This window comes from Paenibacillus artemisiicola (assembly GCF_017652985.1).
In the GTDB taxonomy this organism is placed as follows: domain Bacteria; phylum Bacillota; class Bacilli; order Paenibacillales; family Paenibacillaceae; genus Paenibacillus_Z; species Paenibacillus_Z artemisiicola.
Window position 1 is genome coordinate 91,763 of sequence record NZ_JAGGDJ010000011.1, and the last position, 21,602, is coordinate 113,364.

General features: G+C 63.3%; 17 protein-coding genes and 1 riboswitch. Of the genes, 4 read left to right on the forward strand and 13 right to left on the reverse strand.

Annotation, left to right across the window (positions count from 1 at the left end):
• Positions 1-54 precede the first annotated feature (54 nt).
• A complete protein-coding gene (locus I8J29_RS15770) occupies positions 55-378 on the reverse strand; it encodes an MGMT family protein (RefSeq protein ID WP_208848502.1) in 324 nt (107 codons plus the stop codon).
• A 313-nt stretch (positions 379-691) separates the two neighbouring features.
• On the opposite strand from I8J29_RS15770, the gene I8J29_RS15775 reads away from it, so the two are divergent.
• Positions 692-1,924, forward strand: coding sequence for an aminopeptidase (locus I8J29_RS15775; RefSeq protein ID WP_208848552.1), 1,233 nt, complete (start codon positions 692-694; stop codon positions 1,922-1,924).
• Between the two features lie 109 nt (positions 1,925-2,033).
• On the opposite strand, the gene I8J29_RS15780 is transcribed toward I8J29_RS15775, so the two are convergent.
• The 8 genes from I8J29_RS15780 to I8J29_RS15815 all read right to left on the reverse strand — a co-directional run bounded on the left by I8J29_RS15780 (position 2,034) and on the right by I8J29_RS15815 (position 11,897).
• Positions 2,034-3,284 carry a cytochrome P450 gene (locus I8J29_RS15780; RefSeq protein WP_208848503.1) on the reverse strand — a complete coding sequence of 417 codons (1,251 nt, stop codon included), beginning with the start codon at positions 3,282-3,284 and terminating at the stop codon, positions 2,034-2,036.
• A 34-nt stretch (positions 3,285-3,318) separates the two neighbouring features.
• Positions 3,319-3,879, reverse strand: a complete 561-nt coding sequence (locus tag I8J29_RS15785) for a TetR/AcrR family transcriptional regulator (protein ID WP_208848504.1) — start codon at positions 3,877-3,879, stop codon at positions 3,319-3,321.
• A gap of 227 nt (positions 3,880-4,106) precedes the next feature.
• On the reverse strand, positions 4,107-4,829 hold the full coding sequence (locus tag I8J29_RS15790; RefSeq protein ID WP_208848553.1) for an amino acid ABC transporter ATP-binding protein: 723 nt from the start codon (positions 4,827-4,829) through the stop codon (positions 4,107-4,109).
• A 17-nt stretch (positions 4,830-4,846) separates the two neighbouring features.
• Entirely contained in the window at positions 4,847-5,497 is a 651-nt protein-coding gene (locus tag I8J29_RS15795) for an amino acid ABC transporter permease (RefSeq protein WP_208848505.1), read from the reverse strand.
• Positions 5,498-5,581: 84 nt separating this feature from the next.
• Positions 5,582-6,424 (reverse strand): basic amino acid ABC transporter substrate-binding protein, encoded by an 843-nt coding sequence (locus I8J29_RS15800; RefSeq protein WP_208848506.1) that lies wholly within the window; start codon positions 6,422-6,424, stop codon positions 5,582-5,584.
• A gap of 353 nt (positions 6,425-6,777) precedes the next feature.
• Positions 6,778-9,120 (reverse strand): histidine kinase, encoded by a 2,343-nt coding sequence (locus I8J29_RS15805; RefSeq protein ID WP_208848507.1) that lies wholly within the window; start codon positions 9,118-9,120, stop codon positions 6,778-6,780.
• A 177-nt stretch (positions 9,121-9,297) separates the two neighbouring features.
• Positions 9,298-9,492: riboswitch (cyclic di-AMP (ydaO/yuaA leader) on the reverse strand.
• Positions 9,493-9,744: 252 nt separating this feature from the next.
• A complete protein-coding gene (locus I8J29_RS15810; protein WP_208848508.1) occupies positions 9,745-11,004 on the reverse strand; it encodes a DUF445 domain-containing protein in 1,260 nt (419 codons plus the stop codon).
• A 146-nt stretch (positions 11,005-11,150) separates the two neighbouring features.
• A complete protein-coding gene (locus I8J29_RS15815; RefSeq protein ID WP_208848509.1) occupies positions 11,151-11,897 on the reverse strand; it encodes a class I SAM-dependent methyltransferase in 747 nt (248 codons plus the stop codon).
• Between the two features lie 456 nt (positions 11,898-12,353).
• Between I8J29_RS15815 and I8J29_RS15820 the strand changes: the two genes are divergently transcribed.
• Genes I8J29_RS15820 through I8J29_RS15830 form a run of 3 tightly spaced genes read left to right on the forward strand, consistent with a single transcriptional unit; the run spans position 12,354 to position 15,728 of the window.
• Entirely contained in the window at positions 12,354-13,382 is a 1,029-nt protein-coding gene (locus I8J29_RS15820; protein WP_208848510.1) for a LacI family DNA-binding transcriptional regulator, read from the forward strand.
• Positions 13,379-14,362: an N-acetylglucosamine kinase gene (locus tag I8J29_RS15825; RefSeq protein ID WP_208848511.1), complete on the forward strand. Its 984-nt coding sequence runs from the start codon at positions 13,379-13,381 to the stop codon at positions 14,360-14,362. Before I8J29_RS15820 ends, I8J29_RS15825 begins: the two co-directional genes overlap by 4 nt.
• 55 nt (positions 14,363-14,417) lie before the next feature.
• Complete coding sequence (locus tag I8J29_RS15830; protein WP_208848512.1) at positions 14,418-15,728, forward strand: 6-phospho-beta-glucosidase; 1,311 nt, start codon at positions 14,418-14,420, stop codon at positions 15,726-15,728.
• A gap of 93 nt (positions 15,729-15,821) precedes the next feature.
• Here the strand turns inward: I8J29_RS15830 and I8J29_RS15835 are convergent, their stop codons facing one another.
• From I8J29_RS15835 to I8J29_RS15850, 4 genes are all read right to left on the reverse strand, one after another.
• Positions 15,822-16,739, reverse strand: a complete 918-nt coding sequence (locus tag I8J29_RS15835) for a copper amine oxidase N-terminal domain-containing protein (RefSeq protein WP_420831126.1) — start codon at positions 16,737-16,739, stop codon at positions 15,822-15,824.
• Positions 16,740-16,812: 73 nt separating this feature from the next.
• Entirely contained in the window at positions 16,813-17,460 is a 648-nt protein-coding gene (locus tag I8J29_RS15840) for a hypothetical protein (RefSeq protein ID WP_208848514.1), read from the reverse strand.
• Positions 17,461-18,576: 1,116 nt separating this feature from the next.
• A complete protein-coding gene (locus I8J29_RS15845) occupies positions 18,577-19,755 on the reverse strand; it encodes a response regulator (RefSeq protein ID WP_208848515.1) in 1,179 nt (392 codons plus the stop codon).
• On the reverse strand, positions 19,727-21,562 hold the full coding sequence (locus I8J29_RS15850) for a sensor histidine kinase (RefSeq protein ID WP_208848516.1): 1,836 nt from the start codon (positions 21,560-21,562) through the stop codon (positions 19,727-19,729). Before I8J29_RS15850 ends, I8J29_RS15845 begins: the two co-directional genes overlap by 29 nt.
• Positions 21,563-21,602: the final 40 nt, after the last annotated feature.

Genomic DNA, 21,602 nt, shown 5'->3' on the forward strand with positions numbered 1-21,602 from the left:
GCTTCGACCCCCTGCGTTGCTTTGTCTTGCCTTCCTTGCTTTACTTTGCCTTCCTTACTCTTGGGGCTCCGGCGCGTCCGGCACGTGCCGGTACTCGTCCAAATCGATGACGCCCGCCGGATTGACGTACACGCCCTCCTCTTCCAGCAGCGCGCGCTGGAGGAACCGGCCCTCGTCGCCGATGGCGATCTCGCCCTTCGCGTTGATGACCCGGTGCCACGGCAAGCCGTGCTTGCCGCTCATGGAATGAAGGATGCGCACGACCTGCCTCGCGGCCCGGGGGCTGCCCGCCCGTTCGGCGATGCCGCCGTAGGTCATGACGCGCCCAGCCGGGATGCTCGAAATGATCTTCAATACGTCTGCCGTAAAAGGCGTCATGCTCGCGCCCGTCCTTTCGTGCCGCGGCCCCCAACGTCCTCCCGCTTGATCGCGCGGGTGCTGGCCGTTCATGAGGCGAAATTCCAGATTTCTACCTATTATAGCCTAACCTTTCGGTTTACGCCGCATTTTATGCGAAAATATGTTCGCAAAAATTTTCGTCTGTTCGCTTGCGCTCCGTCCCCGCCGGCGTTCTCGGCGTCCCGCGGGCAGGCGCGCCGCCGCATGCCGTCTCGCCGTCCTCCCCTTTAGGGTTTAGGCGCCTTTTGTGGTAAAATAACGCTATCCGGAAGTAAGGAGTGTTTGTACTATGATCAATGATTTCGAAGCCAAACTCGAGCGCTACGCGGCTCTCGCCGTGGAGGTCGGCGTGAACGTCCGGCCAGGCCAGACGCTCGTCGTCACCGCCGGCATCACGTCCGCGCCTTTCGTGCGGAAGGTCGTGAAGAAGGCATACGAAGCCGGCGCCAAAAACGTCCACGTCGAGTGGAGCGACGACGTCGTGACGCGCACGAAATACGAGCTTGCCCCGGACGAGGCGTTCCGGGAGTATCCGCAATGGCGCGCCAAAGGCTGGGAAGACATGGCCGAAGACAACGCGGCGTTCCTCAGCATCGTCGCGGCCAACCCCGACCTGCTGAAGGGCATCCCGGCGGAGCGGATCGCCAATGCCAACAAGGCGGCGGGCATCGCGCTGAAGACGTGGCGTACATACACGATGTCGGACAAGGTCAGCTGGTCGATCGTCGCCGTGCCGTCCGCGGACTGGGCCGCGAAAGTGTTCCCGGACGTCGCGCCGGAAGCGCAGCAGGACGCGCTCTGGGACGCGATCTTCGCCGCGACGCGCATCAACGAGCCCGATCCGGTGGCCGCGTGGAAGACGCACATCGACGTGCTCGACCGGAAGGCGTCCATCCTGAACGAGAAGAAATATTTCGCGCTCCGCTACACCGGTCCGGGCACGGATCTGACGCTGGAGCTGCCGCAAGGCCATATCTGGATCAGCGCCGGCAGCGAGAACGCGAAGGGCGATATCTTCGTCGCCAACATGCCGACGGAGGAAGTGTTCACCGCCCCGCTCCGCGGCGGCGCGAACGGCACCGTCACCAGCACGAAGCCGCTCAGCTACGGCGGCAACCTGATCAAGGACTTCGTGCTGACGTTCAAGGACGGCAAAGTGGTCGACATTCAGGCCGAAGAAGGCCTTGAAGTGCTGCAAAACCTGATCGGCACCGACGAAGGCGCCGCGTTCCTCGGCGAAGTCGCGCTCGTGCCGCACCGCTCGCCGATCTCGGACACGAACCTCATCTTCTACAACACGCTGTTCGACGAGAACGCCTCCTGCCACCTCGCCATCGGCAAGGCGTACGCCTTCTGCGTCGAGGGCGGCAAAGCCATGAACGAAGAGCAGCAAATCGCCGCGGGCCTCAACTCGAGCCTCGTGCACGTCGATTTCATGATCGGCTCCGCCGAGCTCGACATCGACGGCATCCGCGCCGACGGCACGGCCGAGCCGCTGTTCCGCGGCGGCAACTGGGCGATCTGATCCGCGAACGCGATAAAGAACGGCCGTACGGGGACGAATCCCCGTACGGCCGTTTTTAGTTGACGCTAGGACGGTTCGGCCGGGCGCGATCAGCCGCGGACAAAAGCCCTCAAAGATACAGCGGCATCGTCTCCAAGCCCCGGAACAGCAGGCTCTGGCGCCAATTCGGCTCGCCGTCCGCGAGGCGCATACGCGGATAGCGCGACAGCAGCGCGGACAGCGCGAGCTCGCCTTCCATGCGCGCGAGCGGCGCGCCCAGGCAGAAATGCGGACCGGACGCGAACGCCAAATGACGGTTCGGCGAACGTTCGATATCGAAGACGTTCGGACGCTCGAACTGCGCGGGATCGCGATTGGCCGCGCCGAGGATGACGTTCGCGGACTGACCTTGGCGGATTGTCCGTCCGCCGATCTCGTAATCGGCGGACGCGATGCGCGACGTCATCCGCACGGGGCTTTCGAAGCGCAGCGCCTCTTCGACGGCGGAGGCGGCCAATTCCGGACGCGCGAGCAGGAGGGCAAGCTGATCGGGATGCCGGAGCAGGCAGTAGACGCTGTTGCCGATCAGATTGACGGTCGTCTCGTGGCCGGCGACGAGCATCAGCACGCAGGTCGCGACGAGCTCCTGCTCCGTCAGCCGCTCCCCCTGCTCGTGCGCCGCGATCAGCTCGCTAATCATATCCTCGCGCGGAGCGGTCTTGCGTTCCGCGATCAGATCGCGGAAGTAGGCGGAGATCTCCTCCGCGGCTTGCTTCGCTTGCAGCGCGAACCCCGCCGGCCGGTCGCCGCCCTCGAGCACGCCAGCGAAGACATGCGACCACGCTTTGAACAGCTCGCGGTCCTCCGGCGGCACGCCGAGCAGCTCGGCGATGACGATGACCGGCAGCGGGAACGCGAACGACGCGATCAGGTCGGGACGGGACGCTTCGGCCATTTCGTCGGCCAGATACTCCGCGATTCCGCGGACCTTGGGCTCGAGCCGGTCCATCGCGCGCGGCAGGAACGCGTGGCTGACCAGCCTTCTCAGCCGCGTATGCGCCGGCGGATCGCGGAACAGCATCCAATTGTCCAGCAGCTCGCCGACCGGCTTCCATTCCTCGGAAGGCGGCGGCAGCTCCTGCCGCTGCGGCTCCGGCAGCGCGTTGCGTGATTCGCGGACGAATACCGGGTCCTTCAAGATCCGGTTCACGTCCTCGTACCGGGACGCGACCCAGTACCCGGCGTCCGCGACGCCGGACAGCGGCTCGCTTTCCAGCAGATAGGCATAGAATTCGTTCGGACTGCCGTGCAATCGGGGCGAATACGTTCGGAACCACGCTTCAATGTCGGATGTTGCGAAGGCTGCCGGCAACTCTTGCATCGCGATCACGTCTCCTCGGTTATGGAATGATGTCTCAAGCCAACCCTTCCTGCGCTTTTAACGCCTCGTACATCTCCTCGATCATCTTCGTCGCTTCCTCGACGTCGAGTTCCAGCGCTCCTGCGTTGATCATCGCGCCCATGCCGACCCAGAACATCGCCAGCTTCAAAAACAGGCGCCGCAAGCGGCGTTCCTCCATGTCGCCGAACCGGTCGTCGAGCTGCAGGAACGCCGCTCGCATGGCCTCGTAGAGCTTGTTGTTGTCGTACGACCCGTACTCGGAAAGGAAGATCGCCCGGAACAGCCGCTTCTCGTTCTTCGCGAACAGCAGGCAGCCGATCGCCATGTTCATGACGGGCTCGTTGTCCGCGTTCTCGTACGTCTCGATGCGGGCCAGCGCGAACCGGACCGCCCGGCCGAACACGTCTTCCTTGACGGCCTCCATGCTGCCGTACACGCTGTAGATCGGCTGCGTCGAACAATTCAGCCGCCGCGCGACCCGGCGCGTCGTCAGCCCTTCGAACCCTTCCTCCCGCACGAGGTCGAAGGCCGCGTTCAGGACGCTTTCCTTCGTGATTTCCGCTTTTGGGGGCATCGGCATCTCTCCGCGTCGTTAATTACGTTGATCGTTAGAATCGTGAACGGCAATCGTTAAACGCATGAATAATGACATCCGTTATATAACGTATGTTATATGGATATTTTTGTCATGTCAATGACGAATTTCGGCGATCCTCCGGCGGGTTCCGCGCGCAACAAAAAAAGCCGCGACGCGAAGGACCGACGGTCCCCCATGCGCGGCTGGCTTCATTCGTTTGCACCTCACAACACCTTGGACAAAAACGCCTTCGTCCGTTCCTCCCGCGGCCGCTCGAACAGCGCCTCCGGCGGGCCCTCCTCGACGACGCGGCCCTGCTCCATGAACAGCACCCGGTCGCCGACCTCGCGGGCGAAGCCCATCTCGTGCGTCACGACGACCATCGTCATGCCCTCCTTCGCGAGCTGCTTCATGACGCCGAGCACCTCGCCCACCATCTCGGGATCGAGCGCCGAGGTCGGCTCGTCGAAGAGCAGGATCTTCGGCTCCATCGCGAGCGCCCGGGCGATCGCGACGCGCTGCGCCTGGCCGCCGGAGAGCGAGGCCGGATACGCGTCCGCCTTGTGCTCCAGCCCGACCTTGCGCAGCAGCCCGAGCGCCTTCTCCCGCGCCTTCGCGGCCGTCCATTTGCGAATCTTCATCGGCCCGAGCGTCAGGTTGTCCAGCACCTTCAGATGCGGGAACAGGTTGAACTGCTGGAACACCATGCCGAGCTCCGCCCGCACCGCGACGATGTCCGTGCCCTTGGCGAGCAGCGGCGTGCCGTCGACGACGATCTCTCCGCCGGTCGGCTGCTCCAGCAGATTGAGGCAGCGAAGGAACGTCGACTTGCCCGAGCCGGACGGCCCGATCACGACGAGCACCTCCGACGGCGCCACGTCGACCGTGACCCCCTTCAGCACCTCGTGCTTGCCGAACGCCTTGGACAACGCCTTCACTTGAATAATCGGCTTCGCCGCCATCGTCATTGCACCCGCCTTTCGATCCATACCAACAGCTTGTTGAGCGTATACGTCAGCACGAAATACACGAGCGCCGCCGTCAGGTACGGCTCCCAGACGCGGATGTACTGCGCCTTCATCGCGTTGCTCCAGTACATGATCTCGGGCACCGTGATGAACGTCAGCAGCGACGAATCCTTCAGCAGCACGATGAATTCGTTGCCGAAGGCCGGGATCATGCGCTTGACCGCCTGCGGCAGCACGACGAAGCGCATCGCCTGCCAATGCGTCATGCCGATGGATAAGGCGGCCTCCGTCTGCCCCTTATCGATCGACTGGATCCCGGCCCGGTAGATCTCCGCCGTGTACGCCGCCGCGTTGAGCGACAGCGCGACGACCGCCGCGGCGACCGAGTTCGTCTTGCCGTAGACGAGCGGCACGAACGCGAAGTGCACGATGAAGATCTGCACGAGCAGCGGCGTCCCGCGGAAGAAGTTGATGTACGCCTGCATCGGCCAGCGGAGAGCCCGGAACCGCGACATTTTGCCGAGGCCGACGCCCAGGCCGAGCATCGAGCCTAAGATGATCGACGCGAACGAAATGCAGATGGTGTATAACGTCCCCCGCATGATCAGGGGGAAGTAATCTTCGATGATATCGAATCTGAAATCCATGCCGATTCGCCCTTTCTCCTGCTTGGTGACGAGACAAAAAGAGCATGCGCAACGTTCGATTACGCATGCTCCGCTATCCGTCCCTTATTTCGTTTCCAGCAAATGCGCCGTGTCCGGCTCCTCGTCGAACCATTTCTTGTAGAGGTCCGCGTACGTGCCGTTCTCGATGACCGTCTTGATCGCCGGATCCAGCTTGGCCTTCAGCCCGCTTCCTTTCGGATACGCGATGCCGTAATACTCCGGCGTGAAGTCCGTGGTGTCCTGCACTTCTTTGTATTTCTTGTCCGGATTGGTCTTGATGTAGTCCCGCACGATCGCGATGTCCGCCACGACGGCGTCCGCCCCGCCTTGATCCATCTCCAGCAGCGCCACCGCGTTGCTGTCGAAGCGCTTCAGGTCGGTGTTGCCCTCGCCCATGATCTTGGTCATCAGCGTATCGGCGGTCGTCCCGCTCTGCACGGCGACCTTCTTGCCCTCCAGGTCCTTGGCGCTCTTGATGTCGCTGTCTTCCTTCACCATGATCACGTTCACGGATTCGAAGTACGGCATGGAGAAGTCATACGTCTGCGCGCGCTCGTCCGTGATCGAAATGCTGGACACCCCGGCTTGATATTCGGTGCCCTGCTTTACGCTCTCGAGCATCGCGTCCCAGCCGACGTTGCTCACCTTGTGCTTCAGCCCGGCTTCCTTCATGACGGCCGCGATGAAATCGATGTCGAAGCCTTTGAGCTCGTCCTTGTCCATATACTCCATGGGGCGGTAACTGGCGTCGCTGGCGAATTGGTACGTCGTCTCGTCCCCGCCGCCGGACGCGCTGCTGCCGTTGTCCGCTGCGTTATTAGAGGTCGTTTCGGTTTTCGCCCCGCAGCCCGACAGCAATGCGGCGGTTATTAACGTAATAATACCTAACGCAATTCGTTTCTTCATGGTGGTTCCCCCTCGATCATTCGGATTCTGATACGATTCTACCAAGGATGCTAGTAGAATTTCAATTTAATTTTTTAAATTTTGTTAGTAAACCTAACATAGTTACCGGGATCTTCCGGATTTCGGCACGCCAGGTCCGGCTCCTTGCACCGTTAATCCACGGCCGTCGCGCCGTCGTATGCTCCTTTCCGTCCGCGCCGGGCACCCTGCGCCGCACGGCGAACGCAAAGAAGGTACGTCCGCAACCGGAACGTACCTACGAATGTATGAACGTTAACGTCTAAATGAATGCGATAGCAATCGGCGCCGGAACCCTGCCGGACCGGCCTTTACCGGTTACGGACGCCTATTCCCTACTCGTCCTCTTCCCCGAGCGCCATGTTCGGATTGAAGTCCGCCACCACGAGCACGTCCATATGGCGGCCTTCCCGCAAAATCGTATCGATGACCGGCGTGCGCGTCATGCGCTGCCAGAAGCCGGGTCGGGACTGGCCGAGGATGATCTGCGTGCTCTTCAGCTCGTTCGCCTTCGCGAGCAGCGCGTCGGCGACATGGTTCCCGGACACGCCGCTCTGCGTCTCGAAACGGCCGCCGAGCCGGTCGACCAGCGCCTTCATCTCCTCGATCCGTTTGGTGCACGTCTCGGAGCGGTCCCCTTCGGTCCGCACGTAATGGACGTGCCATTCCGCCTTCAGGCGGTGGGCGATCCGGAAGCCGCGGCGGATGAGACGCTCCGCGTTCGGGCTCGTCGTCACCGCGACGAAGATCGACTCGTGCCGCCGCCACGGGCCGCGCAGCGAGCCGTTGCGCTCCCACGCTTCCAGCCGCTCATCCACGTCGTCGGCGATTTCGCGCAGCGCCAGCTCGCGGAGCGCGATCAGGTTGCCCGTCTTGAAGGCGCCCGCGAGCTTCTCCTCGATTTTGTCGGGACCGTAGATCCGGCCTTCCTTCAGCCGCTCCTGCAGCGCGCTCGGCGCGACGTCGATCAGCTCCATCTCGTCCGCCAGGCGGAGCACCTGGTCGGGCACCGTCTCCGTCACGGTCGTGCCGCAAATCTTCTCGATGGAATCCTTCAGGCTCTCCAAGTGCTGCACGTTCAGCGTCGCGATGACGGAGATGCCCGCGTCCAGCAGCTCGCGGATGTCATCGTAACGGTGCATGTTGCGGCTCCCCGGCGCGTTCCGATGAGCCAGATTGTCGATCAGCACGACCTCGGGATTGCGCGCGAGAATCGCGGCCACGTCCATCTCCTCGGCCTGCGAGCCGTTCGCTTCGACCTTCAGGCGCGGCATCGCGGCGAGCTTGCCGATCTGGGCTTCCGTGTCCGGCCTGCCGTGCGTCTCCGCGAAGCCGATGACGACGTCGATGTCCTTGCGGAGCAGGTCGTTGCCCTCGCGCAGCATCATGTACGTCTTGCCCGCTCCCGGCGCGGCACCGATGTATACCTTGAACCGGCCGCGGCGGATGCGCTCGATCTTCTTCTCGACCTCCTGCTCGCTCAAGCGGCGGTACGGCTCGGACGGCGGCTTTGGCACGGCCCGCTTCGTCGGCAGCACCCGTTCGCCCTCGTGCTCCGCGCGATCGGCCATGAAGAAGACGTCGATGTTGCGGACGTGCTTCAGCAGACTGCGGGCGATGGAGCCCTGCCGGAGCTCCTCGGTGCGGGTCTGCTTCGAATGGCCCATGACGATCCGCGTCGCGTTGATGAGCATGGCGTAGCGAATCAGCGCGCGCGGCACCTGCTTCCGGCTCGTGATCGTGATTTCCCGGAAGCCCGCGCCGACCTTCTCGACGAGCTTCAAAATCGATTTCTTGAACGCTTCCCGTTCCTTGGTCGGCTCCTGCGAGGCGTCCGTGAAGACGACGACCTGCAGGTCTCCGCCGAGCCGCTTCGCGATCTGCTGCCCGCGGCGGATATAGATCGAGCCGTTAATATGGTACTGCGCCGCGACCAATATCCGCTCGGACGCGCCGGACGGCCCGATAAAGCCCTGCTCCTCGCGGTATTTCTCCAGCGACTCGTTCACGCCCTCCGCCATGAGGCGAAGCGCAAGCTCGCGCAGCTTGCCGACGTTGCCGCGCTTCAGCAGCTCGGGGTCCTTGACGTTGTTCAGCCGGCCCTCGCTCAGCCGGTTCAGGATCGTCTCCGGCGACACGTCGATCAGCCGCACCTCGTCGGCGATCTCCAGCAGATCCGAGGGCACCGTGCACTCCGGCGCGATGCCGGTCAGCTTCTGCGCCTGCTCCTTCACGCCCTCCAGCTCGTAGACGTTGACCGTCGTGATGACGCTGATGCCGCGGCTCAGCAGGAACCGGATATCCTCGCGACGCGTCGGGAACTTGGCGCCGGGCCGGTTCTCGTGCGCGAGCGAATCGACGAGCAGCACCTCCGGGTTGCGCTCGAGGATCGCATCCAGGTTCAGGTCCTTCTTCTCGACGTCGCCCTTCATCCAGCGGATGCTCGGAATGCGCTCCAAATCCGCCAGCTGCTCCACGGTTTCCGGGCGCCGCATCGTCGACACGGCGCAGACGGCCACGTCGATGCCCTGCTGCTTGAGCGTCTGGCCTTCGCGCAGCATATGGTAGGTTTTGCCCGAGCCGCTGACGGCGCCCACGTAAATTTTCAGACGCCCGCGGTGGATTTTGGAGATGGATAACAGCAGTTCCTCCGGAGTTTGTCGCCGGTAGCCGGCCATAACGTTGTACCCCTTTCATGCCTATACCTATAAATTTGCATGTTGCCTGGAATCTTATGCTCGACACGAAAACGGACGTCAAAAAAGAAGCCAGCGAAAGACGGCCTCCAATTCAGAGAACGCTTCTCGCGGCTTCTAGGCACACTATATCCAAAGTGGCTGTTCGCACGCACATTCGTCGCCTCTCTCGGTCGCTTACGAGGTTAGCTGTCGGATTCGGACATGAGAGCCGCCCTACCCGGGACGCGAGGCCATGCGCCTCCGCCCGGGATTCACCCCTGATGGCAAGCCTTGAAGCGCGCGGCTTCGGAAGGACTTGACATGCCGTTGGTTCCCCCGTTTTCCTGTTCGGAAATTCAGCGTTGTCGATTACGTTGTTAAGCATGACTCATGTTACGCCAGAGCCTGCCGTTTGTAAAGGAATCCCGTGCGCACTCCATCCCGCTGTGCGCGCAACGAACGCAAATATAACGCTTACAAAGGCAGCGATCTTCAGAAATCTCGCGCTACCTCACTTTATGGCCTTTTTCCGTAATTACCGCGATTGCCAGGGGCTGCCTGCGGCCGGGCTTCGTCACGCTCGCCCGGTCCGGCCCCCGGTCCGCCGCGCGGGCGGCCCGGGAATCAGACGTTCCCGGTCGCCATCTCGATGCCCCGCAGCGCAAGGCCGATCAGGAAGCCGCAGAGCGCGCCGTTGACGCGGATCCACTGCAGGTCCTGCCCGACCTTGTCCTCGATCAGCTCGACGAGCTGGTCGTTGTCGAGCCGGTCCAGATTCTCCTTCACGAACGAGCCGATCCGGGCATGGTTGCGCTCGATCAGCGCCGCGGCCTGCTTCTTCAGCCAATGCTCGGCGTCCCGCACCAGCTCTTCGTTCGCTTCGATCCGGTCGAGAATCCCCTCGACGGCCGGCCACGCCTTCTCGCCGAAATCCGGCGCGCGCAAGAATTCGAGCCCTTTCTCCCGCAGGCGCTCGAACAGCTTGCGCAGTTCGCTCTCGACGTCGAACGCCTGCAGCAGCTCTTCGCGCATCAGGTCCAGCCGGCCGGACTCCGCAAGCCGCGTCACGAGCGTATCCAGCGCTTCGCGCAGCTTGCTCATGACGATCCGGCGGCGCTCCGTCCCCGGAAGCTTCAGCTCGGCGAGCTTGGAGAGCGCGAACTGCTGGAGCATCGCCCCGAGCTTGTCTTCCTCGAGGTAGCCGATGAACGCGTTCACGGCAAACGACATCAAGCCGCCGAGGTTGAGCCCCTTGATCAGCGTCATTACCGCGCTGCCCAGCTCGCGCTGCATGCCCTCCGTGGCGACCCAGGTCTCGGCGCGCTCCAGCAGCAGATCGAGCATCCGCTCGTCCGTCCCGTCCTCCTCGGCCTTGCGGATGAAGCCGCGCAGCGCCGCCTCCAGGTCGATCCGCCGTACCGCGGCCTCGATCTCGCCGGACAGCAGCGGGACGATCCGGTCCGCGTCCACGCTCCGCAGCACGTCCGCCAGCAGCAGCGGCAGCCGTTCGCTGGCGACCGCCGAACGCAGGGCGCCGCGCACGACCGGCAGGAGCTGTTCGGCCAGCTCGACCTGATGCAGCTTCTCGAGCATGCTTTCCTTCGCCAGCAGCCGCTCTTCGAGGACGCGCACGATGCCGTCGGACATCTTCTTCCGGTTGCGGGGCAGCAGTGCCGTGTGCGGAATCGGAATGCCGAGCGGATGGCGGAACAGCGCGGTCACGGCGAACCAGTCCGCCAGCCCGCCGATGACGCCGGCCTCGAAGCCCGCGTGCAGCAGCCCGAGCCCGCCGCCGCGGAACGGCAGCGTAGCCGCGAAGCCCGCGGCCATCGCGCCGAGCGACAGATTGGCCATTTGCTTGTTTCTCTTCTTTACCTTCGCCATGAGTATCCTCCTAGGATTGCTACTTACACCATACCATTACGGACGCGGCTCTTGCAAAAATCCGGCCTGCCGCGCGACCCGCGCCCCGCGCGGCCGACGGCCGACGGCAAAACGGGACCGCCGCCCGCGCGGCAGTCCCGTATGCGTCACGTTCGCTTCGCGACGAGCATCACTTCAACCTCGTCCAGCCCGATCGGGCCGCGGTTCCACCGGCCCGCCGTGCCGCCCCAGACATGCTCGACCGCGAGGCCCGCCTCCGCGAACATGCGCGTCAGCTCCGCCGGCAGGTAGCGGCGTTCCTTGATCTCCACCCGCCGCTTGCCTTCGGGCAGATCGAGCTCCTCCACGCAGTGCTCCAGCATCGTGACGGGATCGAAGCGGCCCGACGCCACGTCTCCCTGCGTCAGCGAACGCAGCTTGGCGTAAGCGTTCAAGGTCGTCAGGATGAACCCGCCGCCCGGCTTCAGCGCGGCCGCGACGCCGCGGAGAATGGCCATGTCGTGCGCCGCCGGATCTTCGTCACGGCCAACCAGGCCGAACGCGCCTTCGCACAGGCAGACGACCGCGTCGTAAGCCTTCGCCGGCACGAACGCGGTCGCGTCGCAGCGGATCCATTCGACGTCGGCGCCGGCCGCGTCGGCCGCCTTCCGGGCTTCCGCCAGCATGCCCGCCGACAGGTCGACGCCCGTGACCGCGCAGCCGCGCAGCGCCAGCCCGATCGCGTGCCGGCCCGTGCCGCAGCCGACGTCGAGGACGGCGCCGCCCGGTTTCAGCTGCAGCTGTTCAACGATGAAGGCGACTTCCGCCTCGGTGTTCGCCGTAAATCCGTTTTCCATATAATGCGGGGCATGCGCGTCGAAGAAAGCTTCCCATTGATTGCGATAGTCGCTCATAGTCGATTCGGCCTCCGTTGGCGTAAGGGTAAGCCGGAAGCGGGCGCGGACTTGACGCGCCTGCGCCCGCTTCCGGCAATGATGAATCGAGACTTCCGAATTAGAGCCGCGCCCGCAGCCCTGCGTTCAATCGCGCTATACACGCTGCATCACATCCTTTGCCCATCAATACGATGAGTGTAGCCGGGATTTTCGACGATTTCAATCGTTCATTAGGAGGAGCCGCGACAGGCGTTGAGGATGGGGTTCAGCCCCCGAATTTCGCGATTGCGCATCCCCGCCCGCTTCGCTACAATGAATGCATAACCCAAAAGTTAAAGCGCTTAAACTTTTAATGCCGTAAAGATATTCTCCGCATCGCGCGCCGCGTTGAGAGGGTTTATTTTTTACCTCGAAAGTTAAAGCGCTTAAACTTTGCGAATCCGACCCTTAGTGAAGGGAGCTGATGCAGGCCGCATGAAAGTCAGCATTTTCGACGTCGCCAAAAAAGCCGGCCTATCCGTCGTCACCGTCTCCCGCGTGCTGAACGGCGCGGAATCGGTGCGCGAGGCGAACCGGCAGAAGGTGCTCGCGGCGATGAAGGCGCTGGATTACCGGCCGAACGCCGCGGCGCGCAGCCTGGCGCGGGGCAAGACCGGCGTCGTCGGGCTGATTTTGCCCACGCTGCAGGACTCGTTCTTCGACGCGATCGCGGGCGAGATGAACCGCATCCTGGCGGACAGCGGGTATTTCCTCGCCGTCTCGGTCTACGCGAGTCCCGGTCCGGGCGATATCCATTACCTCCTGCAGGAGGACCGCGTCGACGGGATCGCGCTGCTCTCGCCGCTCGCGGAATCGCCCTACATCGACGAAATGAACCGCCGCAGCATCCCGTTCGTGCTGATCGACAACCAGCTGGCGGAGCACGACGCGTTCGCCGTCAACGTCGATAATTTCGCGGGCGGCTACGCCGCGACGAAGCATCTGATCGCGCTCGGCCATACGGCGATCGCGCATCTGAGCGGCAGCGAGCCGTACCGCAGCACGCGGGAACGGCGCAGCGGCTTCCTGCAGGCGCTGCGGGAAGCCGGGCTCGAGCCGTTCGAGCTGGCCGCCGGGGACTATTCCGCGGCGTTCGGCTACGAGCAAGCGAGCCGCTGGGCCGCGGCGGGCAAGCTGCCGGGCGCGGTGTTCGCCGGCGACGACCACATCGCCGCGGGCGTCATTAACGCGCTGCAGCGGGCCGGCCTGCGCGTGCCGGAGGACGTGTCCGTCGTCGGCTTCGACGACCAGCGGATCGCGACCATGCTGCGGCCGTGCCTGACGACCGTCCGGCAGCCGACCGAACGGATGGCGGCCGAAGCCGTCTCGCTGCTCTTGAAACGGATCGACGGCGCGCCGAAGCGGACCGGCGGAGGCCGCCTCGCGGCGGAGCTGCTCCGCCGCGAGACGACGGCTCCCGCGGCCGCGAATTCCACTCTACCCGATAAGGAGCAATCGCCATGACGTATTATCTCGGCATTGACGGCGGCGGCACCAAGACGCACGCGCTGCTGACCGACGAGCACGGCCGCCCGCTCGGCAAAGGCCGGAGCGGCAACGGCAACCATCAGATCGACGCCGCCGGCGCGGCGCGCAGCATCCGGGAGGCGGCCGAGGAAGCGCTGCGGCAGGCGGGCGTCGCGAAGGACGACGTGCGCCACGCCTACTTCGGACTCGCCGGCGCGGACCGGGAAGCGGACTACCGCGTGCTGCGGCCCATGGTCGCCGCCGTCGGCCTCCCGCGCCATTCCATCGAATGCGACACGATCATCGGCCTTCGCGCCGGCACCGACCGGCCGTACGGCATCGCCGTCATTTGCGGCACCGGCACGAACTGCGCGGGGCGCAACAAGCAGGGCGAGCATCTTCAGGTCGGCGGCTTCGCCTATATGCACGGCGACTTCGGCGGCGGCGGCTCGCTCAGCGTCGAAGTGTTCCGCTCGGTCGTCCGGGCCTGGGACGGACGCGAGCGGCCGACGCGCCTGACGGAGCCGCTGCTCGCGCTGCTGGGGTACCCCGACGTGGAGACGATGTTCCACGATTTCCTGGACCACGACAAGCGGGTGCCGGTCGACGCGGCCAAGCTGCTGTTCGACGCGGCGGAAGCCGGCGACGAGACGGCGCTCGCGATTCTGCGGACGCAGGGCGAGGAGCTCGGCCGGTCCGCCGCGGCCGTCGCCCGGCGGCTCGGCATGGGGCGGGACGCGTTCGACGTCGTGCTCGCCGGCAGCCTCGTGACCCGCGGCGACCGCGGCGGCTGGATCCGCGGCCCGATCGAGACCGCGGTGCGCGCCGTCGCCCCCGGCGCCTCGGTCGTCAAGCTGACGGTCGATCCCGTATTCGGCGCCGTCTGGTCGGCGATGGAAGCGGACGGCCGGACGGTATCGGCGGACGTCTACGCGCGCATGCGCGCCTTGGGCCATTTCGACGAGATCGCCATTTGACCGCCTTTCCCGCTAGCAGCTTTACGCACACAAGATTGGATAGGAGTGACCATACATGAAGAAACAAGGGCTGAAAATCGCCGTCATCGGAGGCGGCTCCTCGTACACCCCCGAGCTGGTCGAAGGGTTCATCCGGTTCCATGCCGAGCTGCCCGTCCGGGAACTCTGGCTCGTCGACATCGACGCCGGCCTGCATAAGCTGAACATCGTCGGGGCCTTGGCCAAGCGCATGGTCGAGCGGTCGGGGCTCCCGATCGAGGTCCATCTGACCACCGACCGCCGGGCCGCGGTCAAGAACGCGGATTTCGTCAGCACGCAGATGCGCGTCGGCATGCTCGAGGCGCGCGGCCGCGACGAGACGATCCCGCTGAAGTACGGCGTCATCGGCCAGGAAACGACCGGCCCCGGCGGCATGCTGAAGGCGCTCCGGACCATTCCCGTGCAGCTGGACATTTGCCGGGACATGGAGGAGCTGGCGCCGAACGCGTGGCTGCTGAATTTCACCAACCCCGCGGGCATGGTGACCGAAGCGATCCAGCGGCATTCGCGCGTGCGCAGCATCGGCCTGTGCAATGCCCCGATCGGCCTGACGAAGTGGCTGTCGACAACGTACGGGACGGAGCCGTCCGCGATCGATACCGAGTTCGTCGGCCTCAATCACCTGCACTGGGTGACGCGCGTCGACGTGAACGGCGACGACAAGCTGCCGGAGCTGCTCGGGCAGACCGAAGGCTTCACCGGCAAGAACGTCCCGTCGACCGGCTGGAATCCGCGGTTCATCCGCTCGCTGGGCGGGCTGCCTTCGTATTATTTGAAGTATTTCTACATGACGGACGAGATGCTCGCGGAGCAGCAGGAGGCGTTTCGCCGCGACGGCAACCGCGCCGCGGTCGTCAAGCGCGTCGAGGACGAACTGTTCCGGCTGTACGCCGACCCGGACCTCGCCGAGAAGCCGAAGCAGCTGGAGCAGCGCGGCGGCGCGTTCTATTCCGAGGCGGCCGTCAACCTGATGAAGTCGCTCCATAACGGCACGAACGACATCCAGACGCTGAACGTCGCGAACCGCGGCACGCTGGACTTCCTGCCGGACGACGCGGCGATCGAGGTCAACTGCCTCGTGACGAAGAACGGTCCGCTGCCGCTACCGCTCACGCGGGTGCCCGAGAACGTCAAGGGGCTCATCCACGCCGTCAAAACGTACGAGCGCCTGACCATCCAGGCGGCCGTCACCGGCGACCGCGACATCGCGCTGCAGGCGATGGTCCACCACCCGCTGGTACCGAACGTGAACGTAGCCGCGCCGATGCTGGACGAAATGCTGGAAGCGAACCGGGCGTATTTGCCGGCGTTCTTCCCGCAGGGATAACGACGAAGGCCGCCGGGTTCGGCGGCCTTTTTGGTATGGCGGGGCGGCGGAATCGTGCCGAATCCGGCGGCGTCGGCCGTTCGATCGCCGTCACTAATGCGACGCATCGATCAAATAGATGGTGAAGTGGGATACGACGCCGGAATGAAAAAAGATGCGCATGAACGGATAACGGTCCTCGGCGCATAACGTTACTTCCTTCTCGCCGTCGTACGTTTTGACGTAACCGGTCGGTCCGATCGTATAGCCTTTGTAGGGGTCGGACTTGCCGTAAAAGATGCCTAACCCTTCCCGCCAATCCCGGTATTGAGGAAACGAGGACATGACCTGCTCGAACGTATCGCCTGTCCGAATGCCTCGCGGTCCCGCGAGCGCATCGCGGACGTCCACCGCCCCCGGCGTCGGATCGCGGTCGAAATCAAAGTACGTATACGTGACGCTTCCGTCCGTGTACGTCGTCTCTGCTCCCGACTCGTCGACCTCCTTGTCGAATCCCGCTTCTTCCATTTGCTCCTTGGTCCAATCCGCCCGTAGCCAATCGGTTTGAAGGATTTCCTTCCGGGTCAACGGCTTCGGAGCGCCGTTTGCGGTTGCGACCGTTGCGGTCTTCGTCAGCGAATCCCAGCCTGCGGCAATCCCCGCCGCCTCTCCGACGGAACGCAAAGAGACGTACAGCACGCCGCTGCCGCTCAGAAACGGCGCTTGCCGTTGCAAGAAGGGCGTGCCGTTCTTCAAGCCGCGAACGCTCAAATTCAATACGAAGCTAAGCCCGCCGCTTGTCGCCGTGGCGATCTTCTTCTCCCCATTCCATCGCACGTTCATCCCCAGTATGCCGCACAGCTCCCGAAACGGCACCATCATCGTCCCGTCGACGACGATAGGCTCTTTTTGAAAGGTCATGTAAATGCCATCCACCGTTACCTCCTCGCTTACGGCCGCAGTCGCTTGCGCGGCGATCCCGGGGAATTGCATCGCAAGGATAGCAACCAACGTCACGATTCGCTTAACCATCGACAAGGCATAACCTCCTTCTACCGCTATCGGGCCGATCGCATGCCCCGGCCTTTGCCGGAACCGCCGCTCGTCACCCTTCCATTTGCGTAATCAACTCGATGCCCGGCAGTACCGTATACTCGCGGAACCGGCCGCCGCCCGGGGCGCTCGCGATCCGAACGATTTTCAGCGTCTCCTTATCGATCGTGTAGTCGCTGACGGCGTTGAACAGCGTATCTTGGTCCGCGTAATAATTCACGGTCGCGACTCTTACCGTATACGTCGTCTCGTTTTCTTTGCCGTCGCGGAATTGAATATCCATCACGGCAACCCCGTCCCATACCGCATCGGACTTGAAGGTCGGGCTTACATAGGCCGCGGGGTCCGAACCGGGCTCTTGAACGGCGAGCAAGTAGCGGTAAATGACGTTCCGCGCTTTCGGCCAGTCCGCCGCCTTGTATCCGAAGCCGCCCGCTTGCCATACGTCCGGATTGATTTCGATGCTGCGGGTGTCGCCGTTCCATTCCACGTCTTCCCGATACGTCCGCGTCAGCGAAGCGGCCGGAATCATGACGTGCCCATCGACGATTCGCGGCGCCGGCAAATCCTGAAGCGGCCACTGCTGCTGCGTCATGCCGTTCACGATCAAGGTGATCGGCTTTTGCCCGGCGAATCCGGCCCCCATGATAATGCCCGCTGCCAGGCTGGCTACAGCGACGACTGCGAAGCGTTTCTTCACTCCCTCGCCTCCGATCTATTTATTTACTTTTATGTAACAAATAGGTTGACGCTTGGATAGGCATATAAGTTGCGCTCACTTGAAGGCCAGCTGACTGGATGCACGGATGGAGTCAAAGGGTTCACCGACGGGCATGCGCGGCGTAGCCGGGAAACGAACAAGCCGCGGCGATTAACGGGGAAAGTCTCGATCGCGGAGAATGAATCATAGCGGCTACGTAGGCAGCCTGAAGATGCACAGCCCCGCTTGCCGGACACACGTTCCGCTATTTCCTTAAATACGGCCCTATCCGGGATTATCCGGACACCAGCGCCGTTATTGCCACCAATCCCTCATAAAAACCTGCCTTTAGACGCAAATAGCGGCGCTGGTGGCCGCACAATCCGGAAATCCGCTGATTTCGGCCAAATTGCGGCACTCCTGTCCGCTGATTACGCAGCCTTGGGACCGTCAGCAAAGGATAGGGATGGCGAAACGCCTAAGGAAGGTTGTGAAACGCATTGGCCTTGCGAGTTACAGGGGCATCAAGCCCCCTCAAACTAACATCAGGCACCCAGCCGCGGAAGAACGCCGCCACCAAGTCTTGTCCGCGCCAGCGGACAAAAACGAGCCGCCCCCAAAGCAAGCTTCGAAGGCGGCCCCGGCGCAGGCACGCCCCTTCCGGGTCCAGGGACGGCGTCCCTGGGGTCCCCCTTAGGCAAGGGGGATTTAGGGGGTTGCGAAACGCTTTACGTTGAGAATTTAGGGGGGTGTGAAACGCTTTGGGGGTTGAATTTTGGGGGTTGCAAAACCGCTGTGAATTTGACGGTTGCAGGGGGCATCAAGCCCCCACAAACTAACATCAGGCACCCAGCCGCGGAAGAACGCCGCCACCAAGTCTTGTCCGCGCCAGCGGACAAAAACGAGCCGCCCCCGAAGCAAGCTTCGAAGACGGCCCCGGCGCAGGCACGCCCCTTCCGGGTCCAGGGACGGCGTCCCTGGGGTCCCCCTTAGGCAAGGGGGATTTAGGGGGTTGCGAAACGCTTTTAGAATTTCACGCCTGTAATAGTTAAGCTCATGTACTTATAAAGTTTAGCTCATTAAAATAAGGGGGCCCCAGGGGGAATCCCTCCCCCATCAACGCTCCGCGAGAAACTGCTGCCGATACTCCGTCGGCGTCACGTTCGTCTTCTTCCGGAACACCTGCGTGAAATGCCGCACGTCCCCGTAGCCGATGCGCTCCGCGATGTCGGCGAGCTTCAGCCCCTGCTGCCGCAGCAGCTCCTTGGCCTGCTCCATGCGCAGGCTGATGACGTAGTCCTTGTATCCCTGCCCCGTCTTCTGCTTGAACAGCTGGCTGAAGTAGATCGGGTTCAAGAACACGACGGACGCGACCTTCTCCAGCGACAGCTCCTCGTTATAATGCGCCTTCAGGTACTGCAGCGCGACCTCGATCGCCTTGTCGCCGCCTTCGGGCCGGTCGAGGCCGGGGACGGAGCTGGCTTGGCGCAGCTTCTTCACTTCGGCCGCGATGTTGCGATAGTCCGCTATTTTGCACGACGGCGTCACGTGGAACGGCACCTTCAAGTAATGCCCGAGATGCGTCTTCAGCTCCGTCAGCAGCGCGTCCTGGGCGGCGGCGCTCGGGAAATGAACGATGCCGAGCAGGCTCTGCCGGTCGAAATTGACGACGAACCCTTCCCCGTGGCGATCCACCAGCTCGGAGAGCACGTTTTCGATGATAAAATGCTCCAGATGCACCGGTTTGACCGCTTCCTCGAGATGCGCGAGGACGAGATGAAAATCCGGGTACCGCTCGAACAGCGGCGCGATGTCCATGTTGCCGATGTCGAGCCCGGACGCGAGCCGCTGGAACACCGCCTCGCGAAGATACTTCAGGTTCCGCTTCATCATCTCGCTCTCCGCCGTCTGCTCCGACTCCGCCTTCGCTTCCGCGGCCAACTGCGCGATAAGCTCGACGAGCCGCTGCTTGCCGATCGGCTTCAGCAGATAGTCCCGCGCGCCGAGCCGCACGGCCGTCTGCGCGTAGGCGAACTCCGAGTGCGCCGAGATGACGACCCATTTCGCCTGCGGATAGCGCCGCCGCGACATCTTCATGAACTCCAGGCCGTCGATGCCCGGCATCAAAATATCCGTCAGCACGATGTCGACCGGATGCTGGTCCAGAATCTGCACCGCCTCCTCGGCGGAAGCGGCCAGATGGACCGTGATATCGGGAAAAGCCCGTTTGATCGTGCGTTTCACGCCTTCGCGGATCACGTGCTCGTCATCCGTGATGAGGATGTTCGCTGTCAAGCGCAGCGCCCCCTTCCTTATGCAGCGGGAGCGGAATCGCGATGATCGCCGTCGTCCCTTGATTCGGCTCGCTCCGCAGAGCAAGCCCGTATGCCTCGCCGAACATGTGCTGGAGCCGGCGCTGAAGGTTGACGAGCCCGATGCCGCCTTCCCGGCGCTCGGACTCGGCGTTCACGTCCCGGACGGTATCGTCCTTCGCCCGCGCGAGCAGCGCGTTCAGCCGCGCCAGCGTTGCCCGGTCCATGCCGGCGCCGTTGTCCTCCACGAGGATGCGCAGCTGCCGGTCGCCTTCCTCCACGTGCACGCGGAGGACGCCGGGCCGGTCGAACAGCGGCTCGAGCCCGTGTTTCACGGCGTTCTCGATGATCGGCTGCAGCGTCATTTTCGGGAGGACGATGCGCGTCAGCCAGGTCTCGCTCACGTCCACGTCCACCGTCAGCCGGCCTTCGAGCCGCGTCACGATGATCGTCAGGTAGTGCTGGATCTGCTCGATCTCCTCGCGCAGGGTGACCGCCGCCCCCGGCTCCCAATGGCTGCTGTAGCGGAACAGCCGGGACAGCGACAGCACGACCTCGCCGAGCCGGTCATGGCCCTTCTCGTCCAGCATCCAGTAGATCATGTCGAGCGTGTTGTACAGGAAATGCGGATTGACCTGCGACTGCAGCGCCTGCAGCTCCGCGTTCTTCTCGCTCACGGACGCCACCTTCACCCGCTCGATCAGCTCCGCGATGTGATTGACCATCTGATTGAACGACGCGACCAAAATATTGATTTCCCGGTACGACGTCACGTTCAGCGAGCCGCGGAAGTTCCCGATCTCGACCTGCTTCATCTCCGAGATGAGCCGCTTGAGCGGCGACGAGAGGGTTCGCGAGAAGACCGACGCGAGCAGCACCGAGAAGATGACGAGAATCGCCCCGACGATGATCAGGAACCGCTTCGTCTCCGTCAGCTCGACGTTCAGGTCGCGGTCCGGCGTGACGCCGAGCACCGTCCAATCCGCGAACGGCAGCTGCGACGACACGACCAGCTGACCGTCGTGCTCCTCGACGACCGGCGCGCCTTCCTGCGGGCGCGGCAGGCTCCTCAGCCAAGCGGGATCCCAATGGTACGCGGTCGTGGAGATAATATTCCCCTCGCGATTCATCAAGTACACCTCGCTGTGCTCGCCGAGCTTCAGGTTATCCATCGCGGCGATGATCGCCTGCGGGTTCGTCTCGAACAGGGCGATGCCGACGGGCCGGTGGTTGTTCAGGTCGTAGATCGGCCGGCCGAACGCGAAGACGGGCCGGTCGTCGACCTGATCGATGATGGAATGGTCGAACACGCCGAGCCACACCATGCTGCCGGCCGACGCCGCGATCTGGGCGTACCATGAAGTCGATTTGTAGTCCGGGCTGATCACGTTGGCATAATTGCTGTAGTTGTACGCTTTGCCTTTATCGGTCAGCACGTGGATGCCGATAATGTCCTCTTGCGACAAAAAAGCGGCCCCCAAAATATTGGTGATGGCCTGCTCATTAAAATAATCGACAGCGGGGCTGTCGACTTGGGGATTGCTCAGAATGCGAGCAAGATCGTTATTGCCGATGACGGCCTTCGACAGGCTGTCGTACCCTTTCAGCAGGAGATCGAACAAGCCTGCCGTCTGCGAGACGTTCTGCTTCGACAGGCTGCTGATCTTCTGATGAAATTGGACCGTCGTCCGGTTATAGTACAGGATGCTGACCGTCAGCACGATTGCGGACATGCTGATCAGGAACAGCACGAACAACCGGTATTGAATGGAATGAAATCCGCGCGTCACCGCCGTTACCGCCCTTCCGTGGCAGCATCCCTTGATACGT